This is a genomic window from Acinetobacter calcoaceticus (genome assembly GCF_016508255.1).
In the GTDB taxonomy this organism is placed as follows: domain Bacteria; phylum Pseudomonadota; class Gammaproteobacteria; order Pseudomonadales; family Moraxellaceae; genus Acinetobacter; species Acinetobacter calcoaceticus_E.
In genome coordinates this window covers 15464-36182 of sequence record NZ_JADVKT010000007.1, presented here as the reverse complement: position 1 = coordinate 36182, position 20719 = coordinate 15464, and the positions used below count along the sequence as shown (strand labels likewise).

General features: G+C 38.9%; 22 protein-coding genes. 13 read left to right on the top strand and 9 right to left on the bottom strand.

The annotated features are described in order from the left end of the window. Window positions 1-91 precede the first annotated feature (91 nt). From I5515_RS13730 to I5515_RS13710, 5 genes are all read left to right on the top strand, one after another. Window positions 92-1234 (top strand): polysaccharide biosynthesis/export family protein, encoded by a 1143-nt coding sequence (locus I5515_RS13730; RefSeq protein ID WP_199968037.1) that lies wholly within the window; start codon window positions 92-94, stop codon window positions 1232-1234. 1 nt (window position 1235) lies between these two features. After that, a complete protein-coding gene (locus I5515_RS13725; protein WP_199967823.1) occupies window positions 1236-1664 on the top strand; it encodes a low molecular weight protein-tyrosine-phosphatase in 429 nt (142 codons plus the stop codon). A gap of 21 nt (window positions 1665-1685) precedes the next feature. Beyond that, window positions 1686-3878, top strand: a complete 2193-nt coding sequence (locus I5515_RS13720; RefSeq protein ID WP_199967820.1) for a polysaccharide biosynthesis tyrosine autokinase — start codon at window positions 1686-1688, stop codon at window positions 3876-3878. A gap of 189 nt (window positions 3879-4067) precedes the next feature. Then, the gene (locus I5515_RS13715) at window positions 4068-4793 is read left to right on the top strand and encodes an FKBP-type peptidyl-prolyl cis-trans isomerase (RefSeq protein WP_199967813.1); all 726 of its coding nucleotides are present in this window, start codon (window positions 4068-4070) and stop codon (window positions 4791-4793) included. A 49-nt stretch (window positions 4794-4842) separates the two neighbouring features. Then, entirely contained in the window at window positions 4843-5538 is a 696-nt protein-coding gene (locus tag I5515_RS13710; RefSeq protein ID WP_199967811.1) for an FKBP-type peptidyl-prolyl cis-trans isomerase, read from the top strand. Between the two features lie 48 nt (window positions 5539-5586). On the opposite strand, the gene murJ is transcribed toward I5515_RS13710, so the two are convergent. Together murJ and ampD are read right to left on the bottom strand one after the other, a co-directional pair. Continuing rightward, window positions 5587-7137 carry a murein biosynthesis integral membrane protein MurJ gene (gene murJ, locus I5515_RS13705; RefSeq protein WP_199967809.1) on the bottom strand — a complete coding sequence of 517 codons (1551 nt, stop codon included), beginning with the start codon at window positions 7135-7137 and terminating at the stop codon, window positions 5587-5589. Window positions 7138-7209: 72 nt separating this feature from the next. Continuing rightward, window positions 7210-7779, bottom strand: coding sequence for a 1,6-anhydro-N-acetylmuramyl-L-alanine amidase AmpD (ampD, locus tag I5515_RS13700; RefSeq protein WP_199967807.1), 570 nt, complete (start codon window positions 7777-7779; stop codon window positions 7210-7212). A gap of 171 nt (window positions 7780-7950) precedes the next feature. Between ampD and nadC the strand changes: the two genes are divergently transcribed. Next, window positions 7951-8796 (top strand): carboxylating nicotinate-nucleotide diphosphorylase, encoded by an 846-nt coding sequence (gene nadC, locus I5515_RS13695; RefSeq protein WP_199967805.1) that lies wholly within the window; start codon window positions 7951-7953, stop codon window positions 8794-8796. Here nadC and I5515_RS13690 read toward each other — a convergent pair. The 6 genes from I5515_RS13690 to I5515_RS13670 all read right to left on the bottom strand — a co-directional run bounded on the left by I5515_RS13690 (window position 8793) and on the right by I5515_RS13670 (window position 14719). After that, complete coding sequence (locus I5515_RS13690) at window positions 8793-8960, bottom strand: hypothetical protein (protein ID WP_199967803.1); 168 nt, start codon at window positions 8958-8960, stop codon at window positions 8793-8795. The genes nadC and I5515_RS13690 overlap by 4 nt on opposite strands. A 185-nt stretch (window positions 8961-9145) precedes the next feature. Next, window positions 9146-11314, bottom strand: a complete 2169-nt coding sequence (locus I5515_RS13685) for a phosphocholine-specific phospholipase C (RefSeq protein WP_199967801.1) — start codon at window positions 11312-11314, stop codon at window positions 9146-9148. A 23-nt stretch (window positions 11315-11337) separates the two neighbouring features. Further along, a complete protein-coding gene (locus I5515_RS17610; protein WP_265092300.1) occupies window positions 11338-11472 on the bottom strand; it encodes a hypothetical protein in 135 nt (44 codons plus the stop codon). A 133-nt stretch (window positions 11473-11605) separates the two neighbouring features. After that, window positions 11606-12322 (bottom strand): ribonuclease PH, encoded by a 717-nt coding sequence (gene rph, locus I5515_RS13680; protein ID WP_199967796.1) that lies wholly within the window; start codon window positions 12320-12322, stop codon window positions 11606-11608. Window positions 12323-12496: 174 nt separating this feature from the next. Then, the gene (locus I5515_RS13675; protein ID WP_199967794.1) at window positions 12497-13660 is read right to left on the bottom strand and encodes a fatty acid desaturase family protein; all 1164 of its coding nucleotides are present in this window, start codon (window positions 13658-13660) and stop codon (window positions 12497-12499) included. A 33-nt stretch (window positions 13661-13693) separates the two neighbouring features. Beyond that, a complete protein-coding gene (locus tag I5515_RS13670; RefSeq protein ID WP_199967793.1) occupies window positions 13694-14719 on the bottom strand; it encodes a ferredoxin reductase in 1026 nt (341 codons plus the stop codon). Window positions 14720-14892: 173 nt separating this feature from the next. Here I5515_RS13670 and I5515_RS13665 point away from each other — a divergent pair, with 173 nt between their 5' ends. Together I5515_RS13665 and I5515_RS13660 are read left to right on the top strand one after the other, a co-directional pair. After that, window positions 14893-15531 carry a TetR family transcriptional regulator gene (locus tag I5515_RS13665; protein ID WP_199967792.1) on the top strand — a complete coding sequence of 213 codons (639 nt, stop codon included), beginning with the start codon at window positions 14893-14895 and terminating at the stop codon, window positions 15529-15531. Window positions 15532-15668: 137 nt separating this feature from the next. Then, on the top strand, window positions 15669-16316 hold the full coding sequence (locus I5515_RS13660; protein ID WP_199967791.1) for a TetR/AcrR family transcriptional regulator: 648 nt from the start codon (window positions 15669-15671) through the stop codon (window positions 16314-16316). A gap of 87 nt (window positions 16317-16403) precedes the next feature. On the opposite strand, the gene I5515_RS13655 is transcribed toward I5515_RS13660, so the two are convergent. Then, complete coding sequence (locus I5515_RS13655) at window positions 16404-17021, bottom strand: thiol:disulfide interchange protein DsbA/DsbL (RefSeq protein ID WP_199967790.1); 618 nt, start codon at window positions 17019-17021, stop codon at window positions 16404-16406. A gap of 180 nt (window positions 17022-17201) precedes the next feature. On the opposite strand from I5515_RS13655, the gene ubiG reads away from it, so the two are divergent. The 5 genes from ubiG to I5515_RS13630 all read left to right on the top strand — a co-directional run bounded on the left by ubiG (window position 17202) and on the right by I5515_RS13630 (window position 20603). Further along, the gene (gene ubiG, locus I5515_RS13650; RefSeq protein WP_199967789.1) at window positions 17202-17915 is read left to right on the top strand and encodes a bifunctional 2-polyprenyl-6-hydroxyphenol methylase/3-demethylubiquinol 3-O-methyltransferase UbiG; all 714 of its coding nucleotides are present in this window, start codon (window positions 17202-17204) and stop codon (window positions 17913-17915) included. Continuing rightward, complete coding sequence (locus I5515_RS13645; protein WP_199967788.1) at window positions 17912-18613, top strand: HAD family hydrolase; 702 nt, start codon at window positions 17912-17914, stop codon at window positions 18611-18613. Before ubiG ends, I5515_RS13645 begins: the two co-directional genes overlap by 4 nt. A 67-nt stretch (window positions 18614-18680) precedes the next feature. Beyond that, the gene (locus I5515_RS13640) at window positions 18681-19427 is read left to right on the top strand and encodes a YciK family oxidoreductase (protein WP_199967787.1); all 747 of its coding nucleotides are present in this window, start codon (window positions 18681-18683) and stop codon (window positions 19425-19427) included. Between the two features lie 218 nt (window positions 19428-19645). Beyond that, window positions 19646-20056, top strand: coding sequence for an RcnB family protein (locus I5515_RS13635; RefSeq protein WP_199967786.1), 411 nt, complete (start codon window positions 19646-19648; stop codon window positions 20054-20056). Between the two features lie 217 nt (window positions 20057-20273). Then, window positions 20274-20603: an RcnB family protein gene (locus tag I5515_RS13630; protein ID WP_199967778.1), complete on the top strand. Its 330-nt coding sequence runs from the start codon at window positions 20274-20276 to the stop codon at window positions 20601-20603. Window positions 20604-20719: the final 116 nt, after the last annotated feature.

The following is a 20719-nucleotide window of genomic DNA, read 5'->3' as shown; positions in this document are numbered from 1 at the left end:
CTTTAAACAAAATTTTCTCGAAATATACAATCTCTGCTCGGCAAATAAAGTATGATTTGGGTTAATTATAGACTACAATCCAATGTCTTCAATGCAAAGTATCATTGGATTACAAACAATAAAGGGTTTGAATGTGAAGCATCAAAGCACATTATTATTTTTAGCCATTTCACTTTCGTTTACAGGATGTGCTGTCACATCAGGCTTACAAACTTATGACTTACCTGAACAAGGGAGTTTTAAAACAGAACAAGGAGCTGAAGTTTCTGTTATCCAACTCACCCAAAATAATATTCCAGAAATCAGTTCTGAATCTTTGCGTCCGCAAGGAAATATAAGCGCCTTATTCAATACCCCTTTTTATCAATATCGCTTAAGCTCTGGGGATGTCTTATCAATTCAACTCTGGGCTTATCCTGAAATCACTCCACCTATTCAAGGTGCTTCTAGTGATATTAAAGCGTTTGGATATCCGATTGACTCTGCAGGAAATGTCCAACTACCACTTGTGGGGCAAGTTCATATTGCAGGGAAAACACTGGCTGAGACCAATAAATATTTACGAAGTCAATTTTCCAAATACTTAAAAACGCCTGACGTTGTAGTTCGAGTATTGTCTTACCAAGCCAAACGCTACTTTGTTAATGGTCAGGTCATGAAAAGTGGACAATATACTTTAGACGATCAACCCATTAGTATTTATACAGCCTTAAGTATGGCTGGTGGTGTAAATCAAGAATCTGGTGACAATACTGATATTCAACTCATTAGAAATGGTGAGGTTTATAACTTAAATGTCGTTGCGCTTGAAAAGCGAGGATACTCGCTACACAAATTATTGGTACAACCCAATGACACAATCTATGTAAATACCAAACAAAATCAAAAACTCTATGTTATGGGTGAGTCTAATAAAAGCTCAGCGATTCCATTACGAGATCAAGGTATGAGCTTAAGTGATGTACTAGGTGAAAGTGAAGGAGTTAATCCATATTCTGCAAGTGCCGCTCGTATTTATGTCATGCGTACAGATTTACAAACAAAAAGATCAACAATTTATCAGCTTAACTTGAGCAGTATTGGTAACCTTGCATTGTCCAATCAATTTCAAATGCAAAAAAATGATATTGTTTATATTGATGCAACCGGCCTAACTCGTTGGCAACGTATTATGAACCAAATTGTACCGTTCTCAAGTGCACTTTATACCTTTGATCAATTGGGTAAAAATTAGCATGCTATTACAAAATATTTTAGTAGTCTGTGTGGGTAATATCTGCCGCAGCCCAATGGCAGAGTACTTATTAAAAGATCAACACCCTACATTAAATATCTCATCAGCTGGTATTTCGGCTTTAGTAGGCCATGCTGCAGATGACAAAGCTATTTATTGTATGGATCAGTTGAGCATCGATATGCGCACTCATATTGCTCGTCAGATTAATGCAGAGTTGATTAAACAAAATGATTTAATTTTGGTGATGAGCAATAATCAACAAAAGCATATTGAACAAACTTGGCCCTTTGCTAAGGGAAAAATTTTTAGGCTTGGTCATTGGCAAGGACAAAATGTACCTGATCCTTATCAGCATGACCAAGCTTTTTTTGATCAGACTTGCCGCAACATTCAAAGCTATGTGCAAGATTGGCGCACTCAATTATAATTGTATATTAGTTGTAAATTTATGAACCAAAACTCTAAAACTAGCGAAGATAGCATCGATTTAAAAGAGTTATTCTTTTCATTGATTGCACAGTGGAAAATCATAGCATGCTGCGTGGTCTTAAGTTTAATTTGTGCCTTGCTATATTTGCGAATAACACCAGACACTTACGCTGTAGATGCGATGGTACAAGTTGAAGATAGTAAAGGTGCTGCCTCTGCTGCTCTGCTTGGGGATCTTTCTAAAGTCAGCGGAGGTCTATCTCAAAAATCACCGGCTGATCCTGAAATAGAGATTCTTCGTTCTAGAATGGTTTTAGGGCAAGTGATTCATAATCTCAATCTTGATATTAACATCAAAGATAACCAATCAGGATTGATCTCTAAGCTAATCTCACAAGAAAAGAGCAAACTTGACTATCATCATGATGCTTTAATTTATACTAATAAAAATAACAACTTAATAGTTAAACAACTTGTCATACCTGAATATTATCTAGATAAACCCCTAAAATTAGAGTTTAAAGATATCCATCAATTTACTCTAACTTATAAAGACCAAACTGTATTTAATGGTGTGCTAAACAAGAAAAATGTACTAAATACTGAAAAAGGGTTATGGCAAGTACAACTTAGTGCCCAAGGTGATTTGAAAAAACAAACATTCACATTAGCTAAGCTCGCCCTTCCAACAGCCGTTAAAAACTTTAATGATATCTATAATGTTGCTGAAAAAGGTAAGATGACTGGTGTTATTGGTTTAAGCTATTTAGGTCAAGATCCAGAACATATCACTCAAGTACTCAATAATGTTCTAAATGTTTATCATCAACAGAATATTGAGCGAAAGTCTCTAGAATCTAAACAAACTTTAGCTTTCCTAGAGAAACAGTTACCACTCCTTAGAAAGCAACTAGAAGATTCTGAAATCAAATTTAACCAATTCCGGGAAAAGTATAAAACAGTAGATGTGAACGCTGAATCTGAGCTATTACTTAAACAAAACATTGATCTAGAAAAGCTTAAGATTGAGTTGCAACAAAAACAAGCTGAGCTTTCAGCAAAATATACCAATGATCATCCATTAATCCGCCAAATTGATGCGCAAATTGCAGAAATTAATAAAAAGATTGCTGACCTCAACAATCGTTTAACACAACTCCCTGAAACACAACGTTTATATTTACAACTTTATCGTGATGTAAAAGTAAATACCGAGCTTTACACATCTTTGCTTAACTCTTATCAGCAGCTCAAAATTGCTAATGCAGGTGAAATTGGTAATGTCCGCATTATTGATACTGCTGTAGAACCCGTTAAACCAATTAAACCAAGAAGACTGATTGTATTAATTCTTTCTATTTTAGTTGGTGGGTTTATAGGCGTACTGATTGCGTTATTACGTAATATGATGCGTAGCGGCGTTAAAGATTCTGCCCAAATCGAAAATGAACTCGATCTCCCAGTATATGCGACCGTTCCACGTTCTCCGATTCAAGAAACTCGTATGAATATCTTGAAGAAGAAAAAGAGTATTCCTATTCTTGCGGTTAAAAATAGTGATGATATCGCAATTGAAAGTCTACGTAGTATCCGAACAGCGATTCACTTTGCATTAGCAAATGCAAAAAACAATATCATTATGATTGCTGGCCCGTCTCCAGAAGTCGGAAAATCATTTATTTCGACTAACCTTGCTACAATTTTTGCTCAAAGTAACAAACGTGTATTGCTTATTGATGCAGATATGCGTCGTGGTTATATGCATAAATATTTTGATGTCGATGTAAAACCAGGCCTTTCTGAATTATTGAGTGGACAAGCTGATTTGTCACAAATATTACATAAAACACAAGTTGCGAATCTTGATGTGATTACTCGTGGCAAGAGCCCAACCAATCCTTCGGAAATGTTGAGTTCTACGCAGTTCAAAGAATTACTTGAGCAACTACAGACTCAATATGATCATATCATCATTGATACTCCACCAGTGCTGGCTGTAACCGATGGTATTATTATTTCTCAATACACTGGCGTGAACTTAATTGTAGCTCGTTATATCAAGTCTCATATGAAAGAGCTTGAATTAACTGTTAACCGTTTTGAGCAAGCTGGCGTTAAAGTCAATGGCTTTATTCTTAACGACATTCAGCGTGCTAGCGGTGGTTATGGCTATAACTATGCTTACGCTTATAAGGCACAAAAAGAGGATTAATTTTAAATTCTCTAAAAAACCGGATCAAATGATCCGGTTTTTTATTTAAGCTTCTTTTAAGTATATCCCTACTAAAACTAACTAAAATATATAAAAAACCACTCGTTTTTTTTCTTAAACATTCTATGCTTAAGCATGCTAAGATCAAAGCAGCCTTTTAGACTCAAATGATTATTTTTGGAACCTTTTATGAGTAAAGCCTTACCCATTGCTGTCGCTGTAGTTTTAGGCGGTGCTGCACTTGTACCAGTATATTATGCAAGCCAACATCCGACCACAGAAGTCGGAAGCAAGGCAAATAAAAATGCCTCTCCAATTGAAAAAATCAGTTATGTTCTTGGATATGAAGTTGCTCAGCAAACTCCACCTGAGCTAGATACAAAAGCATTTGTGAAAGGCATCCATGATGCTCGCAGCAAGCAGCCAAGTGCCTATACTCAAGAAGAGTTAAAAGCTGCTGTAGCGGCTTATGAAAAAGAATTGCAGCAAAAAATGCAGCAACAGAATAAACCAGAACAAGCTGCTGGTACTGCTCCTGAGTCTGCAGATGCTCAATTCCTTGCAGAAAATAAAACAAAAGCTGGAGTAAAAACGACGGCGTCTGGCTTGCAATATATCATTACTAAAGAAGGTACAGGTAAGCAGCCTACTGCACAATCTATAGTTAAAGTACATTATGAAGGTCGTTTAATTAACGGTCAGGTTTTTGATAGTTCTTATAAACGCGGTCAGCCAGTTGAGTTCCCTCTTAATCAAGTAATTCCAGGCTGGACGGAAGGACTTCAATTGATGAAAGAAGGCGGTAAAGCAACGTTCTTTATTCCATCAAATCTTGCCTATGGCCCGCAGGAAATTCCTGGTATTCCAGCAAACAGTACACTGATTTTTGATGTAGAACTCATTTCAGTGAAATAACAACATTCAGGAGAGTAGAACACTACTCTCCTTTTTTTTGGAAAACAGCATGAAAAAAATTGGTTTAATTATTGCAACATCAACAATGAGTTTATCTGTTTTTGCTGCACCCTCGATAACAAATAAAAGTCCAGCAAAAGAACAGTTTAGCTATAGTTATGGCTATTTAATGGGTCGAAATAATACTGATGCATTAACAGATTTAAATCTTGATATCTTTTATCAAGGCCTTCAAGAAGGTGCACAGAAGAAAAGCGCTCGTTTGACAGACGAAGAAATGGCGAAAGCAATTAATGAGTATAAAAAAACTTTAGAAGCTAAACAGTTAGTCGAGTTTCAAAAATTAGGTCAACAAAATGCTCAGGCTGGCGCTGCATTTCTTGCAGAAAATGCTAAAAAATCAGGTGTGATTACGACCAAATCTGGTCTCCAATACCAAGTATTAAAAGAAGGTAATGGTCAAAAACCGAAAGCTACATCTCGTGTTAAAGTAAATTATGAAGGCCGTTTACTAGACGGGACTGTATTTGATAGTTCGATTGCTCGTAATCATCCAGTTGAGTTTCAGCTCAGTCAAGTGATTACAGGTTGGACAGAAGGTCTGCAAACCATGAAAGAAGGTGGGAAAACCCGTTTCTTTATTCCTGCAAATCTGGCTTATGGTGAAGTAGGTGCTGGTGATACTATTGGCCCAAACAATACTTTAATTTTTGATATTGAATTACTGCAAGTTTTACCAAAATAGATTCATTAGATATAAAAAAGCGATCATTTAAGATCGCTTTTTTTATTTTTAGTGTTTTAAGTCTCTAGGTCGAAAACCAGTAATGACTAGAGCGACCAGATAAGCAACTACGCCAACAACACATAATCCAACCACTTCGGCAATACGTAGCCACTGTGAAAGCTCACCGTTATACCAATTTAACCCAAACCAAAGTGCTGCAATCATGGCAAGGTTAGCCAAACCATATTGAAGTCCTAATTTTTTCCAATGCGAATCAAATCGGAAAATATTACGTTTATGTAAATAAAAATAGAGTAGACTCGCATTCACTAAAGCTGAGCCAGAAGATGCCAATGCAAGTGCCATATGCTCTGCATGCCAATCAATCAGCTTAAAGAAACCAATAAATACAACGTTTAAAATAGCATTCGCTGCGACTGAGATTAAACCGACACGTACAGGTGTTTTGGTATCTTGCTGTGCATAGAAACCAGGTGCAAAGACTTTAATCAGCATAAATGCAATCACGCCTGCACTCATACATTGCAGTGCTAGAGCTGTCATTTGTGTATCACGCAGATCAAACTCACCACGTTGGAATAATGCCTGAATAATCGGAGTAGAAAGCATAAATAAGGCAATACTTGCTGGTAAGCCAACTAATACAATAATTTTAGCAGCCCAGTCGATCATACCGCGGAACTTGGCTTGATCTTGTTCTGCATGACGGGCAGAAAGTGAAGGTAAAATTACGGTACCAATCGCAACGCCAATTAAGCCTAACGGCAATTCAGTCATACGCTCCGCACTGTAGAGCCAAGATACTGAACCATCTTGCATGAAAGATGCCCAAATCGTATTTAATAACAGGTTAATCTGGGTAACAGATACCCCAAATAATGCTGGAAGCATTAATTTTAAAATACGCTCTACACCTTCATGTTTAAAATCAACTTTAGGTGGAATCAGCAAGTTTTTACGCCATAGTTCCGGAATCTGCAAAGCTAACTGCAATACCCCTGCTACCACCACTGACCAGCCTAATGCTTTGATTGGTTCAGCCATATACGGCGTAAGCCACCATGCGCCTGCAATCATCGCAACATTCAGTAAAACTGGTGAAAAAGCTGGTGAAGCAAACGAACCATAACTATTTAAAATACTGCTGGCAAAAGCAGTCAGTGACATAAATAATAAATAAGGAATGGTCAACCGGAACATGCTGACTGCTAAATCGAACTTTTCAGGATCGCTATGGAAGCCAGGTGCGTACATATAAATGATAGCTGGTGCTAAAACCATAGCCACAAAAGTAAGTAAAGTCATGACTGTTAGCAAACAGCCAAATACCCGACTAATCAAGATCTGCACTTCAGCATGTGCTCGGCCTGTTTTATATTCAGTTAATACTGGAATAAAGGCCTGAGAAAAGGCACCTTCGGCAAACAATCGTCGAAAGAAGTTGGGAATACGAAAAGCGACGACGAAGGTATCAAAATCTTTACCTGCACCAAACACATTGAGCAATACGACGTCACGCACTAGTCCTAACACTCGTGACAACATCGTCATTGCACTGACAATAAAAGTCGATCGCCACAATGCCATCGTACTCACCTACAGCTATATTCGAAAGACGCTATTGTAATGAAACTAGAAAATCTTTTCGTTGTGAAATGATGAATGAACTCAACTTTTTTTCTGAAGCAACAATTGTCTAAAGTGCCGCCATTCAAAATAAGGTCCCGGATCAGTTTTTCGGCCGGGCGCAATGTCTGAATGCCCTGCAATATGGTTTTTAATTTCTGGATAAGCTTGGCGAATGGCAGTAGCAACGTCAGTTAAAGCTTCATATTGTACTTCTTCAAAAGGCAGGTCATCACTTCCTTCAAGTTCAATACCTATTGAGTAATCATTACATTCTACTTTGGCTAAATAACTCGAACGCCCTGCATGCCATGCTCGATCATTAAAATTAACAAACTGCAGTACTTCTCCAGTTCTTAAAATCAACAGATGTGTAGAAACTTGCATGCCTTCAATGGTCTGAAAGTAGGGATGAACCGACCAATCTAACTTATTTTGAAAAAACTGCTCAATATAGCCACCTCCAAATTGAGACGGCGGCAAACTAATATTATGAACTACAATCATTTGAATTTCGGTACCAGTCGGCCGCTGGTTAAAATTTGGAGAAGGGATTTGTCTCGCCCCTTTTAATTGTCCATCTACAACTTCATACGGTGTAATTTGTTTCATTGAAATGCCAATAAATTGCTTGCCAATTGTTTTAGTTTAAAGCAGTTACTAACTTTTCAAAGTAGTAAGCTCGATTGTTTATCGCGATTAATCTCATAAAACAGCTTATTTTTAAAGTCGACGGTGCTAATATATCGCAAGTTTTAGGGTCATCGACAAAATGGAAACCGTATGAGCATACCTCAGTCTTTGCTTGAACAATCAATTCAAATCAATATTCAACAAGCATTACAAGAAGATATTGGGGACGGTGACATTACCGCTATGCTCACACCTGAAGATGAGCAAGCAACCGCGACCATTATTAGCCGTGAAGATATGGTTTTAGCCGGACAGCCTTGGGTGAATGCACTCATTTCAGCCTATGACAATACGGTTCAGGTGACTTGGTTAAAACAAGAAGGTGATCGTGTTGCTGCAAACGAAGCATTTTTAAAACTGTCAGGTTCTGCACGCAGCTTACTTACTGTAGAGCGCCCTGCGTTGAATTTTATTCAAACTTTATCTGCTGTTGCCACTAAAACAGCCGAATATGTACAGCATCTCGAAGGACTAAACACCAAACTTCTTGATACGCGAAAAACCTTACCAGGCCTACGTATTGCACAAAAATATGCGGTAGCTATTGGTGGCGGACGAAACCATCGTCTCGGTTTATTTGATGCGTTCTTAATTAAAGAAAATCATATTATGGCAGCTGGCGGCATTGCTCAGGCAATTGCAAAAGCACATCAAATTGCGCCAGGCAAACCTGTTGAAGTCGAAGTTGAAACTTGGGATGAGCTAAACCAAGCGCTAGAAGCTGGTGCAGACATTGTCATGCTCGACAACTTCAGTCAACAGCAAATGATTGATGCGGTAAAACATGTTGCTGGTCGCTGTAAGCTAGAAGCATCAGGTAATATCACCATTGAAAACTTGCGCGAAGTTGCCACCACTGGCGTTGACTACATTTCTATGGGCGTACTGACTAAAGACGTTAGAGCTGTTGATTTATCAATGCGTTTTAATGCTTAAATAAAATCCACATCGTTATTCGTATGTTTTTGCGACTTGGTCATGTCTGCCGCTTGTGTTTTCTGCCATGCTGACTGAGTCGCTTGCGCCCCGTTATCTCGTGGGTCGGCAGCCATCAAAACAAATGTAACTACTGCTAATAATACAATAAAACCTTGTAGCATAAATTTTCCCCATTACTCTTTCAAAAAATTAAGGTCTTACAATAAAAGATAAATATGACAGAGCTTAGGAGGTTCCGTTACAAAACGTAGCCATATCCTCTTTTTTTTGTTGATCTATATGATTTTTCATAATTTTTAAAATGTGCAAGAAAGATAATACTCTCTTGCACATTCCTTCAAAGAACTTATGATTCAAGATAACCCATATATGGGTCAGAAATTGAATCTTCTTGGGTTTCTATACGGCCGGCAAAACGACGACTAAAAGTCACATCATCTGCCAAAGTCACAGTGAAGTCATACCACCCCCCAAATTCAGACATATCCCAAACTAGTTCTTTTTCAGAACTGTTCGTTTCTATATTCCAAGTCTTATTTGCAAGATAAGCATTTGCCTTGACCATTAGCTTGACTGACTTATTACCATCATGGCGAACTTTTAGATATAAATTCGCATCACACTCTTCAACACATACCCTAATTTCCGGTAGTGCTTGAGTCTGGTTAGCTTGGTTTAGATCTCCTTTAAACGCACGGTGGAAACCATTTGGCCCAAGTACCCACAAATCATATTCACCAGTTGGAGCATTCCACACATCATCAAGCTGTTTACCCGCCTCAACCATGTAACGACGTGGAGTTACGTTAAGATCTAATCGGTTATACACATGAAAAACGGCTGCTTGTTTGCCTGTGTTTGAGAACATCAGTTTTACAATCTTTTGTGCTGTATCAACTTTGGCACTGGTGTGCAAAATGTAAGGTAAAGCACGCGATGGTCTAATTCCCATTTCCTGTTGAGGAAATTGTTGCTGGCTTGGAACAGGAACTTGTGGCAATAAAGCTTGAGCAACACGAATCGCATCGGCTTCAGCTTTTGTTTTCTTGCCATCTAATTGGGCTATAGGCATGAGGTTTGGTGTTTTGAAGTTAAAAGCTGTCATTAAGTCACCGCATACGGCACGGCGATATGGACTAATATTCGGCTCTTGCACACCAAAGCGTTTTTCCAAGAATTGCAAAATAGAAGTATGGTCAAAGACTTGTGAATTCACCCAACCACCACGGCTCCACGGAGAAATCACATACATTGGAACGCGTACCCCTGGCCCATACACTCGACCATCTGGTTTAGGCTGAGATTTTGAGGCCGCTACTGCCGGATGGTTAAAGTATTCATAAGATGTTTGCTGATCAGTTAAAGTCGTTTTCCCGTATACAACACCATTCGCATCTTTAGACGGCGCACTTGGTGAAGGAGTATGGTCAAAGAAACCATCATTCTCATCAAAGTTCACTAATAAAACTGTCTGACTCCATAGCTCAGAATTCTCAGTTAATGCATTCAATACTTCTTGCATATACCAAGCACCCTGCACAGGGCTAGATGGTCCAGGGTGCTCACTATAATTTGCTGGAGCAACTAACCAGCTGACTTGAGGCAATTTACCTTGAGCGATATCTGCTTTAAAGCTACCCAAAAAACCACCGTCTGGCATGGTATTAGCAATACCTTTATAAAGTGGTTGATTTGCATCGATCTTTTCATCATATGCTGGGCATATTGGCGTATCATTACTTACAGGTTGACCAGATTGCTCATTTGCACGGCGATATTGTTTGAAACCAGCTAACGGGTTATCTGTAAAGTTATCAGGCATGTTTTGATAAACTTTCCATGTCACGCCAGCTTGTTGTAAGCGTTCAGGATAAGTCGTCCATTCATAACCTTCTGCTGATGATCCAATCCCATCAAATTCATTTACGACACTGGCAACACCTGCCCCTGTAGGGCCATTTGTTCCGGTCCAGATAAACTTACGGTTTGGATTAGTACCCGCATGCATAGCGCAGTGGTAAGCATCACAAATCGTAAAAGCATTGGCTAAGGCAAACTGGTATTCGACTTCCTGTTTTTTGTAGTAACCCATCGACTGCGGCTTTTTATATGCAACCCAGTCGCTCATGCGACCATTGTCCCAAGCAGCTTGACTATCGGACCATGAATGAGGCGTACCTGAAACGCGCTGTGCGTTTCCTAAACGGCTATCTAAATGGTAGGGCAATATTTTATTTTTCTTAGCATCATATTGCTCCCATACTTTTCGGCCTTCTGTCATTGGAATGGTAAAGCGATCACCAAAACCACGTACGCCTTTGAGTGTTCCGAAATAGTTATCAAAAGAACGGTTTTCCTGAGTCAAAATGACAATATGTTTAACATCTTGAATAGTTCCACTTTCAACTTTAGCATCGATTGCAAGCGCTTTTTGAATACTGAGTGGAAAACTCGCCAAAGCAGCTGTTCCAAACATGGTTTTTGTAGAATTTAAAAGAAATTCGCGACGATTCATTAGTTTTTTATCCTGAGTTCTTATTATGGCGCACAGTGCATTTTGCAATTACTGGTCGGCGGTGTTGTTGGCGATGAATTATCTGAGTCGTTATTATCGTTACAAGCACTGAGCAAAAGTGCTAAAGAAGTAATTAATAGAAGTGAAATTTTTCGCATTGGTTTTTTCCAAACGGTTTAAATGCGAACTACTAATAAAGTGAAAAAGTGACAAGCAAATGATGTTTTTATGTCGATTTGATGAAGGCATAAAAAAACGCATCCGAAGATGCGTTTTTTAGAAAGCGTAAAATTACCAGCCTAAAGCTTCTTGTTGCTTTTTAATGAGCTCGGCAATTCCCTTTTCAGCCATTTCTAACATGGCATTGCTTTGCGCACGGGTAAATGGTTTATCTTCGGCTGTACCTTGAATTTCAATGAACTCACCCGCTTGTGTCATCACCACGTTTAAGTCAGTTTGACAGTTCGAATCTTCTTCATAGCAAAGATCAAGTAAAACTTCATCTTGATAAATACCTACAGAAATTGCAGCAACTAATCCTTTAAGCGGATCATGCTTAATTTTCTTTTGAGATAACAAAACATTCATAGCATCAACCAATGCGACAGCCGCACCAGTAATTGAAGCAGTACGTGTACCACCATCTGCCTGAATCACATCACAGTCGATAGTAATCGTATTTTCACCAAGCTTTTTCAAATCAACCATAGCACGTAAGCTACGACCAATCAGACGTTGAATTTCCTGAGTACGACCAGTTTGCTTACCACGAGCAGCTTCACGATCACAACGTGAGTGTGTTGAGCGCGGCAACATGCCATATTCTGCTGTTACCCAGCCTTGGCCTTGGCCTTTTAAAAAGCGTGGCACTGAGTTATCAATGCTTGCAGTACAAAGGACTTTGGTGTGACCAAACTCGACCAGCACAGAACCTTCAGCATAACGGGTATAGTTTCGTGTAATTTTCACTTCACGTAATTGGTCTAATGCACGTTGGTCAATACGCATAATCCTTCCTAACTTCTCTTAAATACAAACTTGGGCATAGTATAGCAAAGGATTTTGACAGGTTGAGTTTATTCCCTACTTTCAAATGTAAGTCTGCACTTTTCATGACTCAAAAATAAAAATAGCCCCTTAAAAGGAGCTATTTTGAATACCTTAAACACTGCCTTATCTTTATTAAGCAGCTTTGCCAAACATGCCTTTCACTGCCTCAACAAAGGTCCGCTTGGTCGCCACTAAATGATCAACCACATTGTCAGGTAAAGAGTGAACAGCCAGACGTTTATACACACTCAAAATTTGAGATCCAAAGGGCGCGGTATTGTACTGTTGCCCGAACTCTGCACAGACTTCACGTACTTTAGGCGCCATCTCTTGATAGCGGTTGGCAGGTACATCAGGAAACAAGTGATGTTCAATTTGATGACTCAAGTTACCACTCAAGAAATGCATGATTTTACCGCCAGTAAAGTTTGCTGAACCACGAATCTGACGCAAGTACCACTCTGCTTTGGTTTCATTATCAATATTGTCAGTGATAATTTCAGAGTCTTCTGTGAAATGACCACAATAAATCACAGTCGATGCCCAGTAGTTACGGATCAAGTTAGCAAAAAAGTTACCAGCCAATACTGGCAAGAACATTGGTCCTGCAATGAGTGGGAACAGCACATAATCTTTACCAAACTGACGTACCATTTTTTTACGTAGATTTTTAGATTCTACATACACTTCTTTCCAAGTTTTGGTGCCATCAAACAACACTTTTTCCATCTCTAGACGTTGCAAAGCCAGTAGCCATTCAAAACCCGTCGATAATACAAAACCCATTGGCACGTTGAATAAAAAACGGGGTTCCCACTTTTGCTCACGGCTCATGCGCATCACACCATAACCGCTAATATCATGATCCATGCCAAACACATTAGTATAGGTATGATGCTTATAGTTATGGGTATATTTCCAGTCTTCACCAGTACACACCGTATCCCAGTCATAGGTTGCACCATTAAGCGTTGGGTCATTTAACCAGTCAAACTGACCATGCATCACATTATGACCGAGCTCCATGTTTTCAACGATTTTAGATATGCCTAGCATAGCCGTACCCAACAACCATACTGGTGGAATCCAACCACCAAACATCAACATGCCACGTGATGCAATTTCGGTGTAGCGTACAAAATTCCGTACTTTATAAATATATTTTGAATCTTCTTCCCCGAGATCTTTCATCACTTCAAGACGAATTTCTTCGATACGGCGACCAAAAGCTTCTGTTTGCTCTGGGGTTAAATGTGCCGATTTTGCGACTGCTTTAAGTTCTACTGCCATATTCATAATGGTATCCTCAAATCTCTTTTATGTTTGTTTTTATAGATCAATAGTGACTGGGCTAAGGGCTTGGTTCACGCATAACTTAATTGCGCGATTTGGTTGATCGTCAATTTCACCTGTTAATATGTTCTGGGTGACACCACTGACCTTGGTACACGTACATTGGTTGCATACACCCATACGACACCCATGCTGTGGACGTAAGCCAGCTTGCTCTGCACTGCTTAATAACGTTGTCGTGGCAATAAAGTTTTGTTGCGAACGACGGAATATGATTGGTTGTGCTTCTTTAGACTGTTCAATTTGAACAGGCATGAAAAACTCTTGATGGAAGTTTTCCAACACATCATGTTGCTTATAAATATCCTGTGCCTGACGCATCATGCCGTGATGACCACATGCATACATTTGTAGGTCTTTAAAGTTCGGGACAAGTTTCGCCAACAATTTCGCATCTAAATGCTGCTTTTGTTCGGTAGTATTAAAGAAATGATATTGAAGCTCTGGATGCTTTTCTGCCAAAGCTTTTAATTCAGCATGGAAAATTTCAGCACGATTAAAGTAAATGACATGAATCTGTTCAAGCTGCTGTTTCAACGCTTGCTGCAAAAGTGAATAAATTGCAGTAATACCACTACCTGACGCAATCAAAATCGCAGCTTGCTGGCCTTGGTGCAAAGTAAAATCACCTTGTGGCTGCGAAATCTCAATACTCTCCCCAACATGTAATCGTTGAGCGGCACTAGACACCAGACCTTGTACTTTAATTCCTAAAGAGATTTCACCTTGAGGAGTTACTTCAATAATTGAATAACTACGCTGTTGGTACACTCCATCTATAAGTAGCGTTAATAAAATACTTTGCCCAGCACGTACCTGATCAAATTTAAAATTACGATTCGGTTTAAGCTTGATAAGCACCATATCGGTATGAAGAGACTGAACCGCGGTAACTTCTGCAAGTACGCGTTTCCATGCCCAAGTCACGTTAATTTTCTGCAAAACAAAATCAACGAAATCTTCTCGAACCAAATGTGGCTGATAACTAAGTGTTGCGTTCATACGTTCCTCTTTTGTATCTGGCTATTTATTTGAGTGAACACATGTTCGTATAGTGAACATATGTACACTATATTTATAACTGTTCACTCAGTCAACACTTGTTCACTATTTTTTTTATGAAAATTTGCTCTTTTTTGTTAGACTCTGGCTCACGGTTTAAATAGGCTCTTTTAATGTCGATACGGGATGAACGAAAACAGCAAAGTCGTCAGGCACTTCTAGATGCAGCCTTGCATCTGAGCACGTCTGGGCGTTCGTTCAGTAGTATCAGTTTGCGTGAAGTTGCACGTGAAGTTGGTTTAGTACCAACAGCGTTCTATCGTCATTTTCAAGACATGGATGAACTCGGTAAGGAACTAGTTGACCAAGTTGCATTACATTTAAAAAGTGTTTTGCATCAACTGGGTCAAAGTTATTTACAACATAAATCGACCAAAACTCAGACCAGCATTGAGCTATTTGTTCAGGCGGTAAATCATAGCCCAAAGCAGTGGCAATTTATGATTTCCGAGCGTTGGGGTGGTTCAGAAACAGTTCGTGCAGCCATTGCCAGAGAGATCGAATTTCTGATTGAAGATTTAACAACTGATCTCACTAAACTCGAAAATTTTAAGCATATTCAACACCCTCAAGACTTAAATGTCTTATCGACTATTTTGACTAATATGTCATTTACATGGGCAATGACGTGGCTCAATCTATCTAAACAATATCAAGATGAGCAGCTCAAACAGCAACAAATCGCCTTTATTGAAAATGCCTCTACACAAGTTCGCTTACTCTTTAGAGGGATTGCAAACTGGGAACGATAGAAGCGGCAAATGACAAAAAATAGGTTATGTGGTAATACGTAAAGAGAGAAAGAAAAAGGCTAAAAATTTCGAGAAAAGTCTTTTTCTTTTTACAGGAAGTAAACTATTAGTTAGGCCAAACTGGTGTGGGAATACCTATGAATCTTGATCGTCATACACAGTTTTTGATGCGCAAAGAAAAAATTCTAAGCGTGGCAGAGAAATTGTTACTAGAAAACAATCAGGAAATTACTCTAGATGAGTTAGTGGCCGAGCTAGATATTGCTAAAGGTACACTTTATAAGCATTTTAGAAGCAAAAATGAGCTTCTACTTGAGCTCATTATTCAAAATGAAAAGCAAATTTTAGAAATTTCTAAAAAATATAATACAGATTTCAAAGAATATGCCCCTCATTACATGCTTCACCATTTGCTTACGCCAGGAAAAACCATTTTATTGCATCAACTTGAAGAAAATCTGACAATGACAGAGTCTAAGTTGAAGCATCTTTTTGAAGAGCTTTATGAAATCCGCCAACAGCGTATTTTAGCGATTAAAGATATTACAGAAAATTATTTAAAATCATTAAATTATGACATGTCGATTCGTGATTATTTGTCTTATATCTGGTCACTGACTTACGGCGCATCACTGCTTTTAAATTCTACGTATTATCAGCGATCTATTGGTTCTCGCCAAAAATTAATTAATTTATATATTAATCAGGCATTATCGCTGCCCACTCAAACTGTTAATTTTGATGTTTTAAATTTTCAAATTGAAGATGAAAACTCGCAAAATTAATTGAAATATTTCGTGATAATTAACGATAAATTAAATATAAAAATGGGCTTCGTACGAAGCCCATTTTTGAAGTAAAGCCTAAACAACTTATTTTGCTTTACGTTCTTTCTCAATTAAATAATTAAGAACTTGAGTAACTTTACCATCTTCACCCTGCACGATATATTTACCATTAACGACAACCGCAGGAACACCTGTTAATTGGTACTGTTGAGCAAGTTTATTTGACTCAGCAACTTTTGCAGTCACAGCAAATGAGTTGTAAGTACTATTAAATTTCTGTTCAGGCACGCCATAACGAGTAAAGAACTTAGCCGCAGAAGCCTGATCAAAAATTTGCTGACCATTGACCTGAATTGCATGGAATAATGGTAAATGAGTACGCTTACGTACACCTAATGCCTCAGATGTATAATAAGTACGTGCCCCTTGTTCCCATACTTTGTTCATAGCAGCCGGTGTACGGACGAAACGTATATCACTCGGAGCCTGTTTTAACCACGCTTGCATATGTGGTTCAAGTTTAAAACAGTGTGGACATCCATACCAAAAGAACTCTCGAACTTCGATTTTCCCCGGAACTTCCACTTTGCTTGGATTGGCAATCACGGTGTAGTCTTTACCAGCAACAAAATCTGCTGCCATTACACTACCCGATACGGCCATAATTGCTGCACTCAAAACACCCAAAACCAATTTTTTCATTGTTACAGCTTTTCCTCTAAGTTGTTATGCATTAGCTTATGCCCTAAATATAAAACAAATATGCTAAATTCGTTTTGCTTCTGTGAAGTTTTTTATTGGGTTTATCGCTTTTTTCCCAATAATCGCTACACTAACGGCGAACTATATCCAAAAAGATAACTCAAGTTTAGAGGTAGCACCATGTCGCAATTGAATGTTGACTTACAAGAAATCGCAAAGTTTGAAGCACTTGCTGCCAAATGGTGGGATCAACATTCTGAATTTCGCCCACTTCATCAAATTAATCCACTACGTTTAAACTGGATTGATGAACGTGTAGACGGTCTTGCTGATAAAAAAGTACTTGATGTTGGCTGTGGTGGCGGTATTTTGGCCGAGAGTATGGCTCGTCGTGGAGCAGATGTACTGGGCATTGATATGGGTGAAGCCCCTCTAGCTGTAGGTCGCTTGCATGCTCAACAAGAGAATGTTCAAAATATTGAATATCGCCAAATTCCTGTAGAAGAATTAGCACAAGAACAAGCAGGCCAATATGATGTGGTGACTTGCATGGAAATGATGGAACATGTTCCAGATCCTGCTTCTATTGTAAAAGCATGTCAGGCTTTGGTTAAACCGGGCGGCCACGTGTTCTTTTCGACCATTAACCGTAATCCAAAGTCATATTTATTTGCCATTATTGGTGCAGAATACGTACTACGTATGTTGCCAAAAGGCACTCACGATTATCATAAATTTATTCGCCCTTCTGAAATGGCTCATGATATTCGCAATGCAGGCCTCACTTTGAAAGAAATGACTGGGCTGCACTATAACCCAATTACCAAGCATTACTGGTTAGCGCCAAATGTCGATGTTAATTATATGGTTCACACCATAAATACAGGTGCATGATGAAAGCTGTTTTATTTGATTTAGATGGCACTCTTATTGATACGGCTGCTGACTTCATTCGTATTATTCAACAAATGTGTCTTGATGCAAGACGTCCCGTTGTTGAAGCAGATCTGATTCGTACTCAGGTTTCTGAAGGCGCTCGTGCGATGGTCAAATTGGTCTATCCAGAGATGGATGTTGCCAATCCAATTTTCTTGGCGCATCGACAAAACTTTCTAGATATTTACGGCAATAATATTGTGGTTGATACAGACTTATTTGAAGGGATGTATCAACTTCTAGAAGAGTTAGAAGCCGAGCAGATTCCATGGGGTATTGTGACCAATAAGCCCCGCGGTTTAAGTGAGTCGCTTTTAGAAAAGTTAAATCTGACCGAACGCTGTGCAGTTTTAGTTTGCCCTGAAGATGTCAGTAAAACGAAACCTGATCCTGAACCGATGTATCTGGCTGCTAAACAGCTAAATATTCCGGCAAATGAAATTATTTATGTGGGTGACCACCCACGTGATATTGATGCTGGTCGCAATGCCAATATGTATACTATTTTGGCTGCATACGGTTACCTGCCGATTGAACACCGCGATGATTTAGCTGCATGGCAAGCCGATTCGATTGTAAATACGGTGACAGAATTACACGATATGTTACGTCAAAAGCTTCCTGCTCTACAGAAGAATCAGCGTATGATAAGTTAACACTAGAGTTTTATAGGCTTTTTTAACGCTAATTGTTTTATCAATATAAAAAGAAGGAGGTTTACCAATGAAATATTCAGAATACCAACCTCGTCCGGATCTACTCAAAGATCGAATTATTTTAATCACTGGTGCTGGTGATGGAATTGGGCGAGCTGCAGCTCTGAGTTATGCCCTACATGGTGCAACCGTTGTACTGCATGGTAGAACCTTAAATAAACTTGAAGTTATTTATGATGAAATTGAAAGTCTGGGTGCACCGCAACCAGCGATTTTACCATTACAACTTTCGAGTGCTTCTGACCGTGATTATGATTTCTTAGTCAATACGCTGGAAAAGCAATTTGGGCGCCTTGATGGCATTTTGCATAATGCAGGTATTTTAGGTGAACGAGTGGAGCTAGCTCATTATCCAGCTGAAACTTGGGATGATGTGATGTCAGTTAACTTGCGTGCGCCTTTTGCCTTAACGCAAGCTCTCTTACCCCTTTTGCAAAAATCAGATAATGCCTCTGTTGTATTTACCAGTTCAGGTGTAGGTCGTGAAGCACGCGCCTTATGGGGAGCATACTCAGTCTCCAAAGTTGCAATTGAAGCAGTTAGTAAAATTTTTGCGGCGGAGCATACCTATCCTAACATCCGCTTTAACTGCATTAATCCAGGCGCAACACGTACCGCGATGCGTGCCAAAGCCTATCCAGAAGAAGATCCAAAAACATTACCAACACCAGAGTCAATCTTACCTGCTTATCTCTATTTAATGGGGGAAGATAGCTTGTCACTCAATGGTCAAAGTATTGATGCGCAGGATTAAAAAGTTGATGATGAAAAGCTAAATAAAATCACAGCCGATCATCACATCGGGCTTGCCTATACCTGAAAAGATATATCCAAGCCCTTTTTATTATTGATAAAAAACTCCGGATCTATCCGTAATTTTAATTGAATCATTAAATGATCTTCACAGTTTCTCTGCATTTTGCGCGTACAGTATTCAACATGAGAGACATCAGATGTAAACGAGGATGCATCATGAAAAAGTTGTTCACCATCTTAGCCCTATGTATAACCGTACTCACCACAAGTATGGCGAGTTTTGCTGACCCTCCTTTTGAACGTGGCCATGGCCAGAAAGGTCCTAAAGGTGGATCTAGGGGTGACTGGAATGACCGTGGGCCCGGATTTGGACGTGATCATGATGAAGACAGTATCCGTGATGAACGCCGTATGCGAGAAGAACGTGGCTTTGAACGCCTAAAACAGCACAGATGGCAGCCTGGCTATGTCATGCCTCAGCACTATCGTGGTAATGGCTATAAAGTCGATTATAAAGATAATGACTTGCCAAGACCTGGCCGTAACCAACAATGGTATAAAATCAACAATGACTATATTTTAGTCGACACTGATTCCAATAGTATTGTTAGCATCCGCGGTTTTTAAAGCGATAGACCCTCGTTATCGCTGAGCAAAAAGGATAAAACCTCATGGTTTTATCCTTTTTTATTATATATCAATATATTATTGAAAATTTATATTCTAGTTTTCTTCTTATTTCATAGAAATTTTTCACATTTATTGTTCTTAGTCTTCACGATTTATCTTTAATTGTTCACTAATCTTCAATTATCGAAATTAAATTGATCATTCGAGGTTTACAATGAAAAAACTAACAACAGCGATTGTTCTTTCAATGAGTGGATTAATCGCAACAACCGCAATGGCTGCTCCAAATGATCATGACCGTCATGGTAACTACCAAAATCATGAAGGCAGACCTGTTAAAGTAATTCACAAAGATGACCATGCGAATATCTGGCGAGAAGGTCAAGTTGTACCCCGTGAATATCAACACTCACGTTATGCAATTGACTACCGTTCACATGACAAATTGAACAAGCCAGGGCGTTTTCAAAAATGGTATAAAGTGAACGGAAATTATGTGCTTGTAAATGAACAAAGCCATAAAATCATTAGAGTGGTTCACTAATTTCAAAAAATTTAAACACCCAAACTTAGATTTGGGTGTTTTTTTATCTAAAACATGCGGCTTTAAGCTTTTTTGTTTAGAATCATCTTTATATCTTTTTGCTGTTGATTCGAGAT

What these genes read in the sequence shown, in the direction of transcription:
- I5515_RS17610 (WP_265092300.1), bottom strand. Translation starts at nt 11,472, where the DNA reads ATGCGAAAAATTTCACTTCTATTAATTACTTCTTTAGCACTTTTGCTC.
- I5515_RS13685 (WP_199967801.1), bottom strand. Translation starts at nt 11,314, where the DNA reads ATGAATCGTCGCGAATTTCTTTTAAATTCTACAAAAACCATGTTTGGA.
- I5515_RS13665 (WP_199967792.1), top strand. Translation starts at nt 14,893, where the DNA reads ATGTCGATACGGGATGAACGAAAACAGCAAAGTCGTCAGGCACTTCTA.
- ubiG (WP_199967789.1), top strand. Translation starts at nt 17,202, where the DNA reads ATGTCGCAATTGAATGTTGACTTACAAGAAATCGCAAAGTTTGAAGCA.
- I5515_RS13635 (WP_199967786.1), top strand. Translation starts at nt 19,646, where the DNA reads ATGAAAAAGTTGTTCACCATCTTAGCCCTATGTATAACCGTACTCACC.
- I5515_RS13640 (WP_199967787.1), top strand. Translation starts at nt 18,681, where the DNA reads ATGAAATATTCAGAATACCAACCTCGTCCGGATCTACTCAAAGATCGA.
- ampD (WP_199967807.1), bottom strand. Translation starts at nt 7,779, where the DNA reads ATGAAACAAATTACACCGTATGAAGTTGTAGATGGACAATTAAAAGGG.
- I5515_RS13655 (WP_199967790.1), bottom strand. Translation starts at nt 17,021, where the DNA reads ATGAAAAAATTGGTTTTGGGTGTTTTGAGTGCAGCAATTATGGCCGTA.
- I5515_RS13660 (WP_199967791.1), top strand. Translation starts at nt 15,669, where the DNA reads ATGAATCTTGATCGTCATACACAGTTTTTGATGCGCAAAGAAAAAATT.
- I5515_RS13645 (WP_199967788.1), top strand. Translation starts at nt 17,912, where the DNA reads ATGATGAAAGCTGTTTTATTTGATTTAGATGGCACTCTTATTGATACG.
- I5515_RS13730 (WP_199968037.1), top strand. Translation starts at nt 92, where the DNA reads ATGCAAAGTATCATTGGATTACAAACAATAAAGGGTTTGAATGTGAAG.
- I5515_RS13675 (WP_199967794.1), bottom strand. Translation starts at nt 13,660, where the DNA reads ATGAATATGGCAGTAGAACTTAAAGCAGTCGCAAAATCGGCACATTTA.
- I5515_RS13710 (WP_199967811.1), top strand. Translation starts at nt 4,843, where the DNA reads ATGAAAAAAATTGGTTTAATTATTGCAACATCAACAATGAGTTTATCT.
- I5515_RS13725 (WP_199967823.1), top strand. Translation starts at nt 1,236, where the DNA reads ATGCTATTACAAAATATTTTAGTAGTCTGTGTGGGTAATATCTGCCGC.
- I5515_RS13630 (WP_199967778.1), top strand. Translation starts at nt 20,274, where the DNA reads ATGAAAAAACTAACAACAGCGATTGTTCTTTCAATGAGTGGATTAATC.
- I5515_RS13670 (WP_199967793.1), bottom strand. Translation starts at nt 14,719, where the DNA reads ATGAACGCAACACTTAGTTATCAGCCACATTTGGTTCGAGAAGATTTC.
- rph (WP_199967796.1), bottom strand. Translation starts at nt 12,322, where the DNA reads ATGCGTATTGACCAACGTGCATTAGACCAATTACGTGAAGTGAAAATT.
- I5515_RS13720 (WP_199967820.1), top strand. Translation starts at nt 1,686, where the DNA reads ATGAACCAAAACTCTAAAACTAGCGAAGATAGCATCGATTTAAAAGAG.
- nadC (WP_199967805.1), top strand. Translation starts at nt 7,951, where the DNA reads ATGAGCATACCTCAGTCTTTGCTTGAACAATCAATTCAAATCAATATT.
- I5515_RS13715 (WP_199967813.1), top strand. Translation starts at nt 4,068, where the DNA reads ATGAGTAAAGCCTTACCCATTGCTGTCGCTGTAGTTTTAGGCGGTGCT.
- I5515_RS13690 (WP_199967803.1), bottom strand. Translation starts at nt 8,960, where the DNA reads ATGCTACAAGGTTTTATTGTATTATTAGCAGTAGTTACATTTGTTTTG.